The 17,538-nt window shown below is 66.6% G+C and carries 17 protein-coding genes; all 17 read right to left on the bottom strand.

From position 1 onward, the window contains the following. Positions 1–24: 24 nt before the first annotated feature. Positions 25–1,695 (bottom strand): sensor histidine kinase, encoded by a 1,671-nt coding sequence (locus ABGI63_RS21100; protein ID WP_349744443.1) that lies wholly within the window; start codon positions 1,693–1,695, stop codon positions 25–27. After that, positions 1,692–2,645, bottom strand: coding sequence for a transporter substrate-binding domain-containing protein (locus ABGI63_RS21095; protein WP_349744442.1), 954 nt, complete (start codon positions 2,643–2,645; stop codon positions 1,692–1,694). Before ABGI63_RS21095 ends, ABGI63_RS21100 begins: the two co-directional genes overlap by 4 nt. A gap of 266 nt (positions 2,646–2,911) precedes the next feature. After that, positions 2,912–3,385, bottom strand: a complete 474-nt coding sequence (locus ABGI63_RS21090; RefSeq protein ID WP_349744653.1) for a protein phosphatase CheZ — start codon at positions 3,383–3,385, stop codon at positions 2,912–2,914. Between the two features lie 159 nt (positions 3,386–3,544). Further along, positions 3,545–3,943: a response regulator gene (locus ABGI63_RS21085; protein WP_349744441.1), complete on the bottom strand. Its 399-nt coding sequence runs from the start codon at positions 3,941–3,943 to the stop codon at positions 3,545–3,547. Further along, a complete protein-coding gene (locus ABGI63_RS21080) occupies positions 3,940–4,377 on the bottom strand; it encodes a chemotaxis protein CheW (protein WP_349744439.1) in 438 nt (145 codons plus the stop codon). Before ABGI63_RS21080 ends, ABGI63_RS21085 begins: the two co-directional genes overlap by 4 nt. Beyond that, a complete protein-coding gene (locus tag ABGI63_RS21075) occupies positions 4,374–5,186 on the bottom strand; it encodes a Crp/Fnr family transcriptional regulator (protein ID WP_349744437.1) in 813 nt (270 codons plus the stop codon). The genes ABGI63_RS21080 and ABGI63_RS21075 overlap by 4 nt, the downstream gene beginning before the upstream one ends. Before the next feature lie 61 nt (positions 5,187–5,247). Then, positions 5,248–6,039 (bottom strand): Crp/Fnr family transcriptional regulator, encoded by a 792-nt coding sequence (locus ABGI63_RS21070; protein WP_349744435.1) that lies wholly within the window; start codon positions 6,037–6,039, stop codon positions 5,248–5,250. Positions 6,040–6,326: 287 nt separating this feature from the next. Then, positions 6,327–8,108 carry a solute carrier family 23 protein gene (locus tag ABGI63_RS21065; RefSeq protein ID WP_349744434.1) on the bottom strand — a complete coding sequence of 594 codons (1,782 nt, stop codon included), beginning with the start codon at positions 8,106–8,108 and terminating at the stop codon, positions 6,327–6,329. Beyond that, a complete protein-coding gene (locus ABGI63_RS21060; protein ID WP_349744433.1) occupies positions 8,105–9,721 on the bottom strand; it encodes a Na/Pi symporter in 1,617 nt (538 codons plus the stop codon). Before ABGI63_RS21060 ends, ABGI63_RS21065 begins: the two co-directional genes overlap by 4 nt. A gap of 15 nt (positions 9,722–9,736) precedes the next feature. Next, complete coding sequence (locus tag ABGI63_RS21055) at positions 9,737–10,081, bottom strand: STAS domain-containing protein (protein ID WP_349744432.1); 345 nt, start codon at positions 10,079–10,081, stop codon at positions 9,737–9,739. 34 nt (positions 10,082–10,115) lie between these two features. Continuing rightward, complete coding sequence (locus ABGI63_RS21050) at positions 10,116–10,559, bottom strand: ATP-binding protein (RefSeq protein WP_349744431.1); 444 nt, start codon at positions 10,557–10,559, stop codon at positions 10,116–10,118. After that, complete coding sequence (locus tag ABGI63_RS21045; RefSeq protein WP_349744430.1) at positions 10,535–12,598, bottom strand: SpoIIE family protein phosphatase; 2,064 nt, start codon at positions 12,596–12,598, stop codon at positions 10,535–10,537. Before ABGI63_RS21045 ends, ABGI63_RS21050 begins: the two co-directional genes overlap by 25 nt. Continuing rightward, on the bottom strand, positions 12,595–13,047 hold the full coding sequence (locus ABGI63_RS21040; RefSeq protein WP_349744428.1) for a hypothetical protein: 453 nt from the start codon (positions 13,045–13,047) through the stop codon (positions 12,595–12,597). Before ABGI63_RS21040 ends, ABGI63_RS21045 begins: the two co-directional genes overlap by 4 nt. 10 nt (positions 13,048–13,057) lie before the next feature. Next, positions 13,058–14,380, bottom strand: a complete 1,323-nt coding sequence (locus ABGI63_RS21035; RefSeq protein ID WP_349744427.1) for a hypothetical protein — start codon at positions 14,378–14,380, stop codon at positions 13,058–13,060. After that, positions 14,377–15,078, bottom strand: coding sequence for a PEP-CTERM sorting domain-containing protein (locus tag ABGI63_RS21030; protein WP_349744426.1), 702 nt, complete (start codon positions 15,076–15,078; stop codon positions 14,377–14,379). The genes ABGI63_RS21035 and ABGI63_RS21030 overlap by 4 nt, the downstream gene beginning before the upstream one ends. 77 nt (positions 15,079–15,155) lie before the next feature. After that, positions 15,156–15,857: a PEP-CTERM sorting domain-containing protein gene (locus tag ABGI63_RS21025; protein WP_349744425.1), complete on the bottom strand. Its 702-nt coding sequence runs from the start codon at positions 15,855–15,857 to the stop codon at positions 15,156–15,158. Between the two features lie 23 nt (positions 15,858–15,880). After that, positions 15,881–17,538 (bottom strand): PEP-CTERM sorting domain-containing protein (locus ABGI63_RS21020; protein WP_349744424.1); only part of this gene is annotated, 1,658 nt, incomplete at its 5' end.

Here is a 17,538-nt window from a genome sequence, read left to right as displayed (position 1 = left end):
AGGACCAGTCGCTTCACCAACGAATCACGAAGCACTGTCGCGCGTGGGGAACTCCATGCAGAAGGTCGTTCCCCCTCCGGGCTGGGACTCCGCCCACAGCCGCCCGTGATGGAGCTCGGCTACTCGCTTGCATGTGGCCAGACCAAGGCCCGTCCCCTCGTATCGCGTGCTGGTCCGCAAGCGCACGAACGGTGTGAACAAGCGTCCGATGTCCGCCTCAGCAATGCCGATGCCGTTGTCACTCACCTGCAGCACGGCACTGCCGTCGCTGCGCCAGTACCAGCCGATGTGAACCTCGGGAACACGGCCAGGAGGGACGAACTTCAGCGCATTGGAGATGAGGTTCTGCAACAGCAAGCCGAGCATCGCAGGGTGTCCGCGCACGATTGGCAACTCGTCATGCTTCACCGTGGTGCCACTTGCGCGCAAGACCGCAGACAGATTCGACAGCACCCCGTCCAGTACGTCGTTGAGCTTGACATCCTGTTCAGCCATCGATTCCTGCCGATCGAGGCGGACGTAGGCCAACAGCGCGTCGATCAGCTCGCACATGCGCAGCGCCGCCTGCTTCATGTGCTGGAAGTACCTGCGTGTCTGGTCCGGCGCCAGTGGTTCCGCCGCAGTCAAGGCGAGGTCGGCAAAGCCGGTGATCGCGTTGAGCGGATCGCGCAGGTCATGTGAAGCGACCCGCACGAAATGCTCGAGTTCTTGATTGGTTCGCGATAACTGGTCAACGGAGTGCCTCAGCTCGGCCTGGCTGCGGGCAAGACCTTCCATGGTTACCGCCAGCAGCAAGGCGGGCAGCATGGCAATTGCCAACGGCAGGTACATGAAAAATGGCTCCCAGCCGGCGTTGATCGGCGGCAGCGCGAACAGGCCCAATGCCATGGCGGCACTGGCGGCGCTGATGCTGGCGAGGTTCGCGGCAGCTGTTACCAGAAGGCCAGAGGACATGGCTGCCCCCAGCAGCGGCAACGCAATGTAGATGAATGGAAACGGTAGCCAGCTGAACGCGACCAGCGGCGTGCCGGTCGCTACCAGGATCCATGCCGCACTTCGAAGGGAGAACAGACGGTGCTGAGTCTCTTTCCAGGGCGTGGTGAGCAGCGCCAGCGCCAGCGGGAGTGTCGCCAAGGTGCCCACGATGTCGCTTTGGTACCAATTGAGCCAGGCCGTGCCGAACGAGGCCTTTTCGATGCCATGCAAGACGAATGCGAAAAGCAGCGCTCCCGCAACAGGAGGAAGGATCACGATGGGCGCCACCATTTGGACCAGACGCCACGGCTCCCTGCATACCATCAGCTCGGCCAGTCGTCGGCGCAGCAGAAGCGCTGCCAGCGTCATGCTCAGCAGATTGGCCGGCACGAAGATCACTGCCCGCAGCATGCTGTCGCCACCGATCAGACCACCCACCCAGTTGCCCAGCCCCAACGCAGCCAGCAGGTAGGGCAGTGAGCGCGACGGCGCGGCGGCCAGCAGCACCATTCCGATGCCGTTGGCCAGCCACAGCGGCGCAACCGGGCCACTGTGGCGCGAAGCCACCACGGACAACAGCGTGGCAACTGCGTACATCGCCGACATACCCGCCAGACAGCCCATGGAGGGCTTCCAGGCTGCGGCCATGCCCTGTTGCGTTTCGTCGCCCGGATCCATGTGGGCATGCAAGTGGGCAGCTGGGTGGGCTTGCTGCTTCATGTTGCGGCCCCGCCGTCGTGCTGACTGCGGTGTGCACGCCCCCGCCACCACACGGCAACGCCAAGCAGCAAGGCTACCATCAGAAACCCCAGGCCCAGCATGGCGCCAATTGGCATCAGGGCCGCGCTGGGCACCAAGCCAGACGAAGGCAACCAGCGCTGTCGCATGCTCTGGCGCTCTTCCTGTGTCAAACGGCGCAGCCCCTCGTCGAGCTTGTCGCGAAGGCGAGCTTGATCCATGCGCACGGCAAAGCTCAGCGCGTACTCAAAGCCCACGGGCTCTCCGATGGTCAAACTCGGCATGCTCAGACGCGGCGCGTGGTGGTCGATGCTGGCGATGTCGGCGACAGCCGCGTCATAGCGTCCTTCAGCGACTCCTTTCAGTGCAGTGGCGTCGTCATCGACAGGCACCCAGTTCACCTGCGGCGCTCGCAGGCGCACATGGGCCTCCACGGCATACCCCCGGCTGACAGCCACAGAGCGGCCGCTGAGCGCTGCCAGGGCGCTGCGTGCGGAGTCCTTGCTCACGACCACGGCCGGCACCCGGACGTACGGCTCCGTGAACAGCAAATAGCTTGCGCGTTCAGTCGTTGATCGCACCGATGAAATCAGGTCGGCCTCTCCCTGCTTTACCGCCAACAGTGCTGCTGGTAGCGTCCGCGCGGGCTGGGGCGAGATCTGCAGATTCACGCGCTGCGCAATGAGTGCGAGGACTTCCACTGACAGCCCCTGAGGCCGGCCATCGGCCTCAAACACGAAAGGCGGGTAGTCTTTTTCGACCGCAAACCGTACGGCTTCGCGGTTAGGTGATGTGGCCCCATGCAGGGATGGTGCTGATTCAGCCGCCGAGAGCGCTCCCGGCAGTAGCACGTACCCGCCCATTAGCCAAGGAAGTACCTTGGTCAGGGTTGAAGCGATGCAGCCGCCTCCCTGAATCAAGCTGAGCGACATACGGCGTGACTCGCGTCGAGTGAACGGTGATACTAGCCTTCGAGGATGAAGTTGTCCACGCTCGTTGGGGTCAATTGACCAGCTCGGACCAGCTCGTTTGTCGCCAGGAGGATTGCCGTCTGGCGTTGATTGCGCCGACCGCAATCAAGCGTGGCTACATCATCAATTGTGAGGAGCAACGCCCCGTCAACTCTTACAGCTGCCGGTTTGGCGCAAGCCAACGCGCAAGGACTGTCGGCATCAAGCATTGCCATGATCAGCACCGCCTAGAAGCCGAGCGATGCGAGCAGGTCATCCACATCATCCTGCTTGAGCGCCCTGCCTGGCACTTGCGGTCCCGCCAGGACTGAATCGGCTGGTTCGCTGGGTGGGGTCGTCGTTGCGGGGCTGAGACTTCCAATGACTTCTCCAAGTCGGCCCTCGGCGTGCTCGATCAACGCAATTGCCTTGCCGATCACCTGGCCTGACAGGTCCTGAAAATCTTGCCTCAGCATGATGTCGCTCAGGGTGACGTGCTGCGCGCTGGCAAAGGCCGCCATGCGCGCGGCGAAGGTGCTGCACAAGCGGAGCATTGATCGGGCTCTGACGAGATCAAGCTCGGGAGAGGCGGCCATGCCGTCCAACGCACTCATCAGTTCGTTGCACTGGGCGACGGCGCGTTGGCACTCTGGCTGGCTTCCCTCGACAAGGTTGAGTACCTCATGGGCTGCCGCTTCGGTCATCCGGCCCGCGTAAGCCAGGCGCGCGCGCGTCCGGCATCTCTTGTAGTAGTTGCAGCACCGTTGCCATTGTGTTTCTCCCCGGTTGGCGTCTACATCCCGTGTGCGGCTATTGGATTTCCGACTTTGAGCATAGGACAGAGGCGGTCAGGAGGCCACAGGCTGGCCAAGGCTCAGACCTTACGTCATGGCTCGCCTCTCAAGAATGTGATGGACCTTTTCGCTCAACTGCGCGGCGTCGAATGGTTTGACGATGTAGCCGTCGGCGCCGGCCTGGGCGGCCTCTACGATGTTGGTGTGCGCGGATTCGGCACTCACCATCAGAAACGGCAGTGCCTTCAAGCGTTCTGTCGAACGTAGTTGCCGCAGCAACTGCAGGCCGGTCATCTCGGGCATGCTCCAGTCACTGATCACGAAATGAACTGGGATTTGCTCGAGTATTCGTAGCGCCACTGCACCGTTCGCGGCGTCGATGACGCGTTCGCACCCAGTTCCCACGATCAGGCCTCGAATGATCCTGCGCATGGTCGAGCAATCGTCCACGACCAGGAAGGTCATTCCGGAGATTCGATTCTTCATTGCGGACTCCATGATTGGCTGGGGGTATCAATTCGGTGATTGCCTGCGTGTGCGGCGGTCATCAAACGGTCTGGGCTCACAATCGCAATGCTCATTCGGCCGTTGTGGGCAATTGCATCGACCACATGCCGCCTGACTCCTTGGTTCAGCGTCTGTATCTGCTTCCGTGGCAAGGACACTTCGCCCAACACGCGCTGAACACGCAGGATCAGCAACTGTCCGTGGGTTTCAAGCATGAGAAGTTCCCCGGGTGACGCTGACTGCCCCATCAGCCACTCGCCCAGGTCGAGCACGGGTACGCTCGGATCACACAGGTCGATCTGCCGTACATGGTGGCGCTCGACTGCGAAGGTGTCGCCGCATGCTGTGAATGCCAAGACTCGGCAAACGGCGTCATCGGGCGCCCCTACAGGCGGTGTTCCGTTCATCGTCATGTGGTGGCATTCCTCAATGATCCCAGATGCACATGGCCAGCCCCGGCAATGTCGCGCAGACGGCTGCCGGAACGCACCGCGACCAGCATCGCAACGGCCTCACTGGCGCTCAACTGCACCGGCATGAACTCGCACTCCCGCAACTGATGCATGAAGCTCACCCACACAGTTCGGCCTTGCTTGAACACCAGGCGTCCGTAGTGGTGCTGCAGGAGGTCCGCCTTGACCAGGCGTGCGACCATGTCCGTCAGGATGGTTCGGGAGACGCCACACAGTTGCGACGACACGGCGAGCGAGGCCTCCAGACTCGATTCTCCGGTGGGACCGGCCTGGATCGACTCGGCAAGATGCCCGAGCGTGTAGGCAATGCGAAACGCTGGCGTCCCGTGCTTGAACGCCAGCATCATGTCCACCAATCTGTATCCTCGAAAGGCCACCAGATCCAACATCCGTCGGGCGAATGCTGGCTCGGTGTTGAGCAGATGGCTGTAGAGGGAGACGGGAACAAGAAACGCAGTCGTGCAGGTTAGCGCGACCAGATCGGTCGGCAGAGGCGCATCGAAATGCCCTGCCGGGGCGTTGAACCAGTCTTCACGGCCATGCAGGTGCAGTGCCTGGAGGCCGAGGTCCGTCTGCACGCAGCCCATCACGAGTCCATCAGCCAGGTGGTAGAGCCACGCCGCTGTATCACCACGCCCTGCCAGTGTTTCGCTGGGCTGAAACGTGCGGACAAGAATTTCTCGCATTGCTGCTGCGGCATGAACCGGAGGCACTCCCATGCCGATCAGATGGTCCAGCATGTAACTCATTGGGCAACCTCCGTGCTCCGCACGCCGGTGCGAGCCCTCTGCGGAGCGGCCGGACGGGGGCTCATGCAGCCTCCAGATCGGTGTATCCCTGCAGGGCGGATATGACCTGAGAGATGGACGCCGTGCACGGCAGCAGTGGCGCCTGTCGCGTGCGCTGCGCCAGAGCGCGCCAGTCGGCGCAGCGCAGCAGCCTGGTTCGGCCATAGCAGGTGCGCAGGAACCCAGCCGTGTTCAGAGTTGCCAGAATCCCGTTGAGCACGACGCGCGAGACGTTGCACACCTGGGCCAGGATCTGCTGCGAGGCCATCAGGTCGACCGTAGGGTCGCTGGCGGGTGCCAGATCGAAGCCGCCGGAGTCCAGCGACTCGGCCAAATGCGCCAACGTGCATGCGACCCGAAAGGCTGACGATCCATGTTTGACTGCCAGAAGCACCTCGGTCATGCGCGCCGTGCGGAAGCCCACCGTGTCCAACAGGTAGCGAGCGAACACCGGACAACCATCGAGCGCAAGCATGAAGAGTTCGCGCGGGATCAGGATCAGTCGGCAGTCTGTCAGGGCCACGATGTCCACGGCCCGCCGCGCACCGGCCACCAGGGCGGCCTCCCCCAGCCACACCCCCGGCCCATGGACAAGGGTCACGGGCCAGGGCGCTTCGATGTCGGGCCCGAGCTTTACTTGCGCGGCGACCGCACCGCATTCGACCTTGCACCAATAGCGAGCCGGTTGGCCGCGCATTTCGATCAGCGCTCCTTTCGGAAAGTCGCGGCTTGACGCACTCGCGGCCAGCTGACCCGCGACGGCCGGTGTGATGCCCACCCCTTCCAACACCAGCACCAAGTTGCAAAGATCCATGATCCTGGGTTGGTAACAATTGCACCTGAATTGGTGTAATTGCTAGTAACGATAATTCAAACTGTCATATTTGCGAAGTGGCTGCCGTTAGCCGGCGGGGAATTCGTGGGGTAGTGCACACTGGAAGGCCTCCAGGCGAATCCGCAGTGTCTTTGTGTGGGGCGGTGGTGCCCGGCGAGCGATTCTGGTCCGGCGTCGACCGTAGCGGCTGTTGAATGAGCGTTGGTACCTCCTTCTGCGGGGAGACGCCGGCAAGGCCGCCAGCGCTGACATGCTCTTCTTCCTCCTCAATGATCGAAGTGCAGGCGCAAGACTGCGTGGCCACCACCGATCCCGCTGCTCTCAACCTTGTCGGCCAGGTGGCGCAGCAGCACGCTGGAGACGCGCTGCATCGCGGCGTCCAGCGCGGCCTCGTCATCGCCATCCAACAGCGCGTCCATGTTCGGGGCCTGGCCGCCGGCCAACGGCAGGGCTGGGCCCTCGTGCAGTAACTCGATGTCCAAGTTGAACTCGTCGAAGCGGCCCTGCAGCGACAGCGGCCGGCCGCGCCCGGCGGCAGCCAGGGCTTCGGCGGCCTCCAGCGCGGCCAATGCCGCGCGCTGCACCACCTCGGCGCGCGCCGACCAGGCGCGGCCCTGGCGCTCGACGAAATCGGTGATCTGGTGGTTCAGCGCGCCGGCCATCGGGTCCAGCAGGCTGCTGGCGCTGCGCTTGCTGCCCAGCCGAAACAGCAGGTTCAGCAGCAGCACGCACAGCCCGGTGACGACAAAGCCATCGCCGGCCAGAAAGCGCAGGCTTTCCGGCAGTCCCTCGGACAGGCCAGGCATCAGCAGGGTGGCCAGACCCGCGCAGAGCGACAGCCCCACCATGAAGATGCCGCGGCTGTCGAGCGCACGGCTGGCGATCATTTCGATGCCCGAGACGATCAGATAGGCCGCCGCATACAGCGACACCGCGCCCAGCACCGCCTGTGGTATCAGGGTCAGGGCCATGCTCAGCTTGGGACTCAGCGCGACCAGCAGCAGCAGGCCGGCCGCCGCCAGGCCGATCACGCGGGCGCTGGAACCGGTGGCGTGGACCAGGGCGATATTGGCCGAGCTGGGGGCGGTGGGAAAGCTGCCGACGAGGCCGCTGATCAGATCGCTGGCGCCGTTCGCGCGGATGCCCCGGCCCACCATCTGCATGTCGGCACGCCGCCAGTCGGCGTTGTTGGTCTTGTCCATCACGATCAAGCAGCCGATGTTGTCCAGCTGGTTGAGTGCCGCGATAAGCACGATGGCCATCAGGATCTCGGGCCCCAGGCTGAAGCTGGGGGTGATCGGCTCCGGCAGGGCCAGCAGCGGCGCACCGGCCAGCCAGTCCATGCCCTCCAGCCGGCCGCTCAAGGCGGCGATCAGCAGGCCGGCCAGCATGCCTACCAGCAGGCCCAGCAGGCGCAAGCGCCGCCCGCCCCAGACCGACAACACGACGATGCCGGTCAGTGCCGTGCCCGAGATCAGCGCACTGACGGCATCGATCTGCAGCCGTGTTGTGGCGCCGCCGCCACTGATGCCCAGCGCACTGCGCACCGCCGGCTCCACCAGGGCCAGACCGCCCATGCAGATCACCGTGCCCACCACGGTTGGCGGGAACAGCGGGCGTAGGTACCGCATCAGCGGGCCCAGGCCCATGGTGACCAATGCGGTTACCACGGTTACCTGCACCAGCGCCCCGACGCCCTGGGCGGCGATCGCTGCGCCGGCGACCGTGATCATCATTGGATCGGGCTGAAACACCAGCAGCGTGCCGCTGCCCAGCCGGCCACCCCAGGCCTGCAGGGCCGTGCCCAGGGCCATGCCCAGCAAGGTCATCGCGACGATGGAATGGGTCTGTGGCGGCGACAGGCCGGCGATCTTGGCGGCTGCCAGTACATGGGCGATCAGGGCCAGCACGATGGCCGCATGCTGCAGCGCCAGCAGGCCCAGCGCGGCCGGCGGCGGGCATTCGTCGGCCGCATAGACCAGCTCAAAGGGACGGCGTGCCGGTTTGGATGGAGGCAGCCAGCGGGACAGCAGTTGGGACAGGGTCATGGGCTCGGGGTCGGAAGGCCGAACGGTGCGTCCAACAGCAGCACGTAGCGGCGCAGCAGCCACACGCAGCGCTCGAACACGCTGGTGGCGGTGAACACGGCCTGCTGCAAGCTGGCGTCGAGATCGCCGCTCTGCAGGCGGCGGCGTATGCCGTCCATCAGCTCGGACCGGTCATGGGTGAGGGCGCGCAGCAGGGCCAGATCTTCGGCTTCGGCACTGCCGGCGGCATCGGCCAGGGTTTGCAGCATCATGTGCAGGCTTTGCACCAACTGGTCCAGCAGCTGTCGCACCGCTGCCGCGTCGGCCCTGTCATGGGCGGAACGGGTCGCGCCGTACAGCTCGGCCAGTGAATCCTGCAGCGAAGCCAGCAGGCGGTTGCGATCGCGCAACACCATGCTGCGCTCCAGCACCGCGCGGCTGCGCTGCCGGTCGATCAGCTCAAGCAGGAACTGCTCGCACAAGCGCAGCACCTGGCTCTCGGCGGCCTGGCGGGCGCCAGCGGCCAGCGCGGCGCCGCCATCCTGGCGCAAGGCGTCCAGATAGTTAGGCAGGGCCGTCAGCAGTCGCTGCTGCTCCTTGTCGGCCAGCAGCAGTGCGGTCTCGGGCTCGTCCAGCGCCTCGTCGTGCACGAAATGCGGGCGGCTCAAGTCCTCCTGCACCGAGGGCGGGGCCCAGGCCTCCAGCCGGCGCAGACTCGGCGCCTGCAGCGCGCGGCTGGCCAGGTCGCTGAGCAACTGCACCACCATGTAAAGGGCAGCGAGGCGAGTCGCCGCCCCGAGGCCCAACCCATCCATCAGCCTGCCGAAGGCATCGTCCAGCAGCCAGCGATTGGCCGCGTAGAACAGCAAGCTCAGGACCAGGCCCTGCAGGCGCAGCAGCACCCGGAACAACACCAGCTGGCGCGCGCTGCCCTGCAGCCGGCCGGCCAGACTCCAGGCCGAGGCGGCCGAGCCCAGGCCGGCGCCAATCACCAGCATCGCGCCGCCGTTCCAGCCGAGCAGGCCGCCCGCCGCCAGGCTCATCGTGATCACCACCACCGTGGTCGAGGACTGCGCCAGCCAGGCCACCGCGGCGCCCATCGCGAAACTGGGCAGCAGCCAGATGCTCAGCTCGCTGATCTGGCTGCGCAGCCAGGGCGCGGTCTTCAGCAACGCTGCGCCGCTTTTGATGAAGTCGGTGCCCAGGAACAGCAGGCCCAGGCCCAGCAGCGCGCCCAGGGCATGGCGCCAGCGTGTCGACTGGTCGATCTGCCGGTAGTAGGCGATGCCGGTCAGGCCCAGCAGGCACAGGGCCAGCGCATGCAGATCGATGGCCGCCACCAGGGCCAGCAGCGAGGTGCCCAGATTGGCCCAGCGGATGATGGGAAAGGCCTTGTGCCGATCCATGGCGCCGGCGGTAACCAGGGCCACCAACACATGAATGACGGCGTTGACGCTTTGCATCACCGCGCCGGCCAGCAGGCCGAACAGCGCCAGCGAGCCGCTGCCGGTGACGGCGCGTGCGATCAGCTGGCGCAGGCGCCGCCCGATCACCTGGCGCAGATTGGCGCTGATCAGGCGCACGCCAATGAAGAACAGGCCCAGCCCGGCGAACAGGCTGAAAAAGATGCTCATGGACCTCGTGCGGGTTCAGGCCGCCAGCTGGCGCAGCGCGGCCGCGCGCTCGTCCACCGCCTCGATGATCTTCAGAAAGCCGCTGATCTCGAACACCTCGCGCACATGCTGGGGCAACGCGCACAGCAGCAACCGCCCCTGGCCCTGCCTGGCGCGTTTCGCGGCCATCAGCACCACGCGCAGGCCGGCGCTGGAGATGTAGTCCACGGCCGCGAAATCCAGCACCGCACGGCGTCCCGGCATCGCGAACAGTGTCAGCACGGCCTGCTCGAAAAGTGGGGCGCTGGCGCTGTCGATGCGGCCCCTGAGCGCCAGCAACTGGCTGCCCTGCTCCTCGCTGCTTTGATGTTCGAAACTCATCTGGATTGCTCTCCTTGCGGTGTTGCGCTGGCGTTCAGCGCTTGAGGGTCTTGAACAGCATGATCAGATTGCCGCTGCCGTCATAGAAGGCACGCACATCGTCCATCAGGGTCTTGACCAGATGCACGCCCAGGCCGCCGATGGCGCGCGCATCGACATCGGCATCCAGCTCGGGCGCGGGGGCCTGGACAAAGGGATCGAAGGGCGGAGCGTCGTCCTTGAGCAGCACCTCCAGCCAATCCTCGGAGCGCGATAGTCGGATCAGGATCTGGCGGTCGCTTGCGCCCATCAGGCCGTGCTCGATGATGTTGGTGATCAGCTCTTCAAGGCACAGATTGACCGTCAGGGCCAGGTCGGGGCGGTCTGGCAGCGCCTTGTCCACTGCCGCAGCCAGCGGTGCGATTGCGTCGAGCCGGCTGACCAGGCGATAGGCCAGCAGCAGGGTCTTGTTTTTCAGTTGCAGAGGGGCATGGCCCATGTCGAGCTCTCCTTGGCAAGGGTTGCTGGCCCGGACTTGCGGCACAGCAGCAGGGCGGTCAGATCGTCGGAGGTCTCGGCGGTGCCGACGAAGCCGGCCACATCGTCCACCAGCGCGTCGAGCTTGTCGGCGGCCACTTCGCCGCAGCTTTGCCGCAGCCAGGCCTGGAGACGGGCATCTCCATAGCCCTGGCCATCGCCGGCAAAGGCTTCGGTGACGCCGTCGGTGTAGAGCAGCAGTGTGTCGCCAGCGGCCAGCCTGGCCTGGCGGTTGCGGTAGTCCATGCCCGGCAGCACGCCCAGCGCGAGGTCGCAGTCACAGTCCAGCGCCTGCACCTGGCCGGTGGCGCTGCGCAGCAGCGGGGCCGGATGGCCGGCGCTGGCGTAAACCAGGCCGCCGTCGCGCGGGTCGTAGATGACGTAGCAGGCGGTCACGAACAGCTCCATCGGATTGCGCCCGCAAAGCAGCTCGTTGGCGCGGGCCAGCACCGCAGCCGGCGCCATGCCCGTTTGCGCCAGATCCTGCGGCACGGTGCGCGAGACCGCCATGAAGAAGGCTGCACCGACGCCCTTGCCGGCCACGTCGGCGACCAGAAAACCCCAGCGGCCATCGGCCAGCGCGAAGCAGTCGTAGAAATCGCCGCCGAGCTCGCGCGCCGGATGCATGCAGGCGCTCATCGAGAAGTCGGCGGTGTCGGGAAAGCTCTGCGGCAGGATGGCCTGCTGCATCTCGCGTGCCGAGGCCAGTTCCTCCTGAACGCGCAGCGCGGCCATGTGCAACTGGTCGTTCTTGTCGGCCAGCTCCAGCGTGCGCGCCTGCACCAGCCGCTCCAGTTCGCGCTGGCGCGATTCGTTCTGCTCGTGTATCACGGCCAGTAGCCGTCCCACTTCCGTGGCCATGGTGTTGAAATTGCCGGCCACCTGCACCAGTTCGTCCTGGCTGTCGAGCCTGATGCGGGTGTCGAGCCGGCCGGCGCAAAAGGCCTCGGTGCCCTGCGAGAGCCGGCGCAGCGAGCCCAGGGTCGAGACATAGATGCCGGCGAACAGATAGGCGATGGCCGCCACTGCGGCCACCAGCAGCGCGCCGACCAGCCATTGGCTGCGCTCCAGTCGGGTCAGCCGCTGCTGCAGCCGGGCATCGGCCACCGTGGTGGCGCTGCGCAACAAGACCAGGGCCTGCTGCAGATTGGCACCGGCCAGCTGGCGCATCTCCTGCAGCGCGCTGGCATCGCCCAGCACCTTGTCGACCGCCTCCTGCTGGCGCTCGATGCGTGCCAGCAGCTCGGCCAGGGAGCCCTGCAGGTCCACGCCGACGGCAGCCTCCTGCTGCAACTGGGCGATGCCGGCGCGCAGGGCCGGCGCGTTCTCGCTGATCACCACTTGGGCACCCAGCGCGTAGCCGGACATGGCCTCGCTGCGCAGGCCCAGCACATCCTGTTGCTTGGCCAGGGTTTCCAGCAGCAGGGGCAGGCGGTTGCTGAGCACGTCGAAGGCGGCGTCCAGTTCGGCATCGACATTGAGGCGGTGCGCGCGCGCGTTCTCACGCATCAAGGCCAGCATGGCGTTGATGCCACCGGTGTGGGCGGCAAAACGCGGCTGGGCCGGTTCACCGGGCGGCAGTTCCTGCAGCTGGGTCCACTGCCGCAGCAGACGCTGGCTCAGCTGGGGCAGCTCCGAGGGGCGCGGCGCAGCGCGCTCGCTCCAGCGCTGCAGCGCCGCGATCTGCTCCCCAAGCGAAGCGCTGCTGCTGGTGTCGGCTGTGGCATCGGCCATCGCGCGGCTACGCAAGGTTACGAGTTCGGCCAGCAGCTCGCTGTGCTGCGCAAAAGCCTGCAGGCCGCGGCGCTCTAGCTCGGCGCGGCGCGCGGCCTCATGGGTCTGACGCAGCAGCGGCAGGCTCAGCAGGCCCAGGGCCAGCAACATCACCGCGCCCACCAGCAGGTATTTGCGCGAAAAGCTCAACCGGCCCGACAGCCAAGTGGCTGGAGCCAGCAGCTGCAGGACCGGGCCGCGCCGCTCCCTGGTTTGCTCCGCTCTCATTCGAGCGCGGTCACCAGCAGAACCTTGACGCTGCTGCTGGGCTTGCGCATCACATAGCCTATCGCGCCGGGTGTGTTTTGCACCAGCCGAACGACCTCCTCGTCGCTGTCGACCTGGCGCGGCGGCAGGCCCATACCGGTGAAGCTCTGGCGTGCCCAGTAGGCGCGCAACTGGCCGGGGCTGCGGCCGGTCACCTGGTCATAGAAGGCACGGCGCAGGCCGCTCCCCTCGCGCAGATCAATGGGCTGGATGGCCAGGCCGTCGGGCCAGTTCTGCTGCTGTCGAAGAAAGATCTGGGTCACGCGCTCAGGGCTGATCTTGTCCAGGGCCACATCCTTGTGGGCGATGACGATCAGATCGGTGGCTGCCGCCGCAGGCAGGGCTGGGACGGCCCACAGCAGGGCCAGCAGGGAGATCACGGGCAGGGCGCTCAGTCGTTCCTTGTTCATGGCCGGCCCTTCAGAAGACCAGGTCCAGCGTGACGCTGAACAGCTGGAGCTTGTTGTCGAAGGGCAGGGTGCGCACGGCCAGCGCGCCCGGGGTATAGCTGTTGGGCGTGCGCACCAGGTCCAGCTGGGTTTTCAGCGCCGTGTTCTCGCGCCAGTCCCAGCGCAGACCCAGGCTCAGCGAGCGGGTGGAGATGTCGGCGAACTGCTGGGCCTGATCCAGGCCGGCGCGCAACTGCTTCAGGCCGGCATCGAGCTGCGGATCCAGGCCCAGCGGTGCCAGCGCCTGTGTGTCCAGCACCGGGCCGTAGCGCTTTTGCTGGACCAGGCTGAGGTAGGGCGTGAAGTCACCGATGCTGCGCGCCAGCGTCAGGCTGTAGCCGCGGTAGCGGCCGACCAGGTCGTTGCGCGGGTTCATCCGCGTCAACTCGGCCAGCAGGCGCCAGCGCTGCCAGTTGCCGTCCAGGCCCAGGCTGGTGTAGATCGGACGGTTGTCGAAGGGGTTGCTCAGCCCGGCCAGGGCCGCGGCCTTGGTCTGCAGCGCGGCCGCCATCGGCGCCGGCAACTGCGGATTCGACGCCAGTTGCTTGAGCGCGGTGCTCAGTTGGGTCAGGCCGCCATTGATCTCCGCCACCTGGGGCGAGCGCAGGGTGTAGCGATCGATCTCGGTGCGCGAGAGCCGCAGGGTCAGATCGGGCAGATTGGCACTGAAACTGAAGCCGCGCAGGCCGCGCAGCCGCGCATCGGCCATCTGCACCGGTGACAGATTGTTGAAGCGGTGCTGGTAGTCGTTGCCGCCGCCATAGATCTGGGCCAGCAGGCTGGCGTCACCGAGGTTGACCCGCCATTGCAGATCGCCGCCGTCGAGGCTGGCCACGCTGTTGACCAGGCCGTAGATCGGGGGGGCGGGGCGCGCGGTCAGATTGGCATAGCCGATCTCGGCGATATCGGAGTCGAAGTACAGCGGACTGCGCAGCCGGCCCAGGCGCAGGCTCAGGCCCTGGCCCAGTTGCTGGCGCAGCGCGGCGATGCGCAGGCGTGGCTGCATGTCCTCGCCGGCCCGGGCCACACCCTGCAGCAGCACCGACGTGCCGGCCAGCGGCTGCCATTCCAGCTGCAGGCCCAGCACCGAGTCCATAGTGGCCGACCAGCCGCGCCGCGCCGGCCGCGTCTGCGAGAACGAGGTGATCGCGCCAGCCGTGGCGTTGTCATTGTGGGTCAGTCCCAGCGTGGCAAAGCCCGAGAAGCGCAAGGGCTCGACGCCAGTCTCCTCGCCGGCCATGGCCAGGCCTGCCAGGGCCAGCAATCCCTGCTTCAGAATGCCGCGCGCAGTCATGCCGGCATGAGCCGGCGGCGCTGGGGGCTTCTGCGGCTCCAGGCCAGGGCGGCCAGGGCGAGGCCGACCAGACCGAGGCTGGCCGGCTCCGGCACCGTGCCGGCCTGCTCGCGATACAGCAGCCAGCCAACGCCAATCCCGGAGGCCGTCAGCTCGTCGACGTCGGCGTGCGAGGCAAAGTTGTCGCTGCTGAGCAGGTGGCTCCAGGTCTCGATGCGGCCGAAGTGGTCCTTCGCGATCAGCATCCCGGCCCGCTGCGGCAACCGCTCGTTCATGTAGGCGACGACGCCGTGTGCAAAGTCGGGGGACCCGCCATCACCGTAGTCCATGGCACCGACCAGCGCGGCCAGGCCCTTCAGGGCCGGTGAGACCAGGCAGTCACGGAAGTCGGCGTAGACCGGGATGTCGGGGCAGGACGCAGCACCGGCCGCCCGCATGAACAGCGCGGCATCGTCGCTGGTGGCGATCGAGTAACCGGCGAAGACGCCGCCGGCAGCGGTCAGCACGGCCAGCTCGGCCAGCGTGCGGCCCCTGCTGATATCCCAGCCCAGCCAGTCGCGCTGGTTCAGGCTGTCAGTGATCAGGGTGCTGCCGTCGGCGCGACTGAGCTGGCCCAGGCTGACGACGGGGGCGGCCAGGGCCGAGGCCGACAGCAGCAGGAGCGCGGCGAGCGCGCTGGCAGTTTGGATGAGGCGCATGAGGTGGGGCCTTTTTCGGTTGATCGATGGCCGGCTTGCGGGTATCGGTCCGTCACCCGTGATCGGATGCAGGAGATTCATCGTCGGCGGCCGTCGTTGAACCAGCGTTGAATCGGCCCAGGCTCACGCCCCACGGTTGAGGGGGCACGGCGACGTCCGTACAGGCCCAGGCCTGTTAGCCCGGCGAGTAACAGGGCTGCGCTGGCCGGTTCGGGCACCGCCGGCAGGACGGTGAGATCGAACAGTCCTTGCCCGAGGCCGGCGTGCTGAACGTAGCTGCTGAAGCTGCGGGCGTAATGATGGTGGTAGGAGTCGCCACAGATCCAGAAATAGCACTCCCGGGCGTCGTAGCGCTGTTCGGTGGTGATATGGAAGATGCTCGCCACGTCGGCCGCGGTTCTGATCTGGTAGATGCCGGGGCGGTCAAAGCTGAAGCCGAAGACCTGCCGGGTATTGCCGATCGAGGCCTGGGCGCCGAACGACTGCCCGTTGCTGGCGAGGGCTGTCAGGCGCATGTCCTGGATGTTCTCGTACACGTGGCGGTAGCCCTGGGCATACCACTGTTGCTCGCCCCAGAAGGTGGGCCCGGGCACGGGGTCGCCGGGCAAGGCTTCGGTGCTGTGCCAGGGCGTGTAGCTCAGGGCGGCCTCGAACGAGAAGACCTCGCCGACCCGGATCGTGGTGCTGCCCAGCGCTTGGGCGCTGAATGAATTGGCCTGCGGGGCCGTGCTGCAGGCGAGCAGGGCCAGGCTGGCGACGAATCTGAGGACGACGGGCATGGTGGAGGCTCCGGATTGCAGGATCAGCATGGCAAGGCTTTGGCGGCGCGCCGCCGTGCGGTGCCGGCCACGGCCAGCAGGCCGGCCAGCATCAGCGCATAGGTGTGCGGCTCGGGCACGGCGCTGACCAGCACGCGGCCATTGCTGCTGATGTCGGAGAAATCCAGCCGGCTGCGATCGAAGCCGCTGACACTGATGCGGCTGGGGTCGAAGGAGCCGCTGAAACTCTTGAAGTCGAACAAGGCAAAGCTGCTGCCCGCCGTGGGCACAAAGCCTGCCGCAAACACCAGGTTCAGCGAGCCCTGGAAGTCCAGTGAGCCGATATTCAGCAACTGATCGTATTGCTGGCCCGGCCGAGCGCCGAACAACTCAATGTTCAGCACCGATCCCGGGGCAAAGCTCAGCTGGCCGCCGCCGAAGTCGACGCTTGCGTCGCTGTTGCCGGGCCGGTAGCCGGCCTTGAACAGCACCGAGCCGGCAAAGCTGCCCGCGCCCCGCACATCGTTCAGGAAGCTCAGCGTGCCGTTTTCGCCTTGCACCCGGCCCTGGTTGATGAACTCGCCCTGCACCGTCGCATCGCCATGGGACTGCAGCACAGTGCCCTGGCTTAAAAGGGCACCGTTGAGCGTGCTCAGCCGAGCGCCGGCCTGCAGCTCGGTCGAGGCGCCCAGCCTGGCCGCATCGGCGGACAGCAGCAGGGCGGTGGCGCCACTGTGGACGCTCAGCGTACCGGCATGGACGAAGCCGCCCAACTGGTCCGCATCACCCAGCGTCAGCGTGCCGCCCTGGGCCACCAGCTGGGTGCGGGCTGCGCCCTGCACCGCGCCGCTGACCAGGCCATGGCCTTGCAGTGTGCGCACGTCGCCCAGCAGGATGGGGGCGCCGGTGCTGATCAGAGCGCCACCCTGCAGGGCCAGGGTGCCGGCGTCGATCTGGCCGCCGTTCAACAGCAGTTGGGTGCCGCGGGCCAGGCTGAGGGTCTGGCTGACCTGCAGCGTCTGCCCCTCGTTGAGCAAGGTCAACTTCTTCAGGCCACCCTGGCCCAGGGCTGCCCCGCCATCGCCGGTGATGGCCAGGGTGCCACGCTGCCAACTCAGGCGGGCCGCAGTCTCGGCGCCGAAGGTCTCGGTGCGCAGCATGCCGCCGTCCAGCACCAGGCGACCGCTGCCCTGCACGCCTTGTGCCACCAGCACGCCGCCCTGGGCCACGGTGAGCTGGCCCTGGCCCAGCTGTAGCTGGCCACCGACCTCCAGGGTGCGGCCCTGGGCCAGTGTGGCGCGACCACCCAGCCAGGGGTTGTCCAGCGCCACATCGCCGCGCATGGCCAGCGTGCCCCGCTGCCAGGCGAAGTGGCCGCCGAGGGCCTGCTGCGGGTTCAGGTCCAGGCGGCCGCCGTCCAGGTTCAGCACGGCGAAGCTCAGCACGCCTCCCTGCAGCAGCAACTGGCTGCCGTGGTCTATGGACAGGCTGCCATCGGCGATGAGCCGCTGGCCGCTGCGCAGCGCCAGCTGGGCGGGCAGGTTCTCGGCCAGGCGGGCGTTGCCATGCAGCTGCAGCGTGCCGCTGCGCCAATCCAGGCCACCGCTGCCGACGGCGCCACGCAGGCCGTCCACTTCCAACCTGCCGCCGGCCAGCACTAGCAGGCTGTTGAATTTCAGCTCGTAAGTCCCGTTTCGCAATC

Origin of the sequence: Roseateles cavernae, assembly GCF_040187885.1 — a bacterium.
In the GTDB taxonomy this organism is placed as follows: Bacteria; Pseudomonadota; Gammaproteobacteria; order Burkholderiales; family Burkholderiaceae_C; genus Roseateles_E; species Roseateles_E cavernae.
The sequence above is the reverse complement of the archived record's forward strand: the minus strand, read 5'-3'. Positions and strand labels throughout refer to the sequence as shown.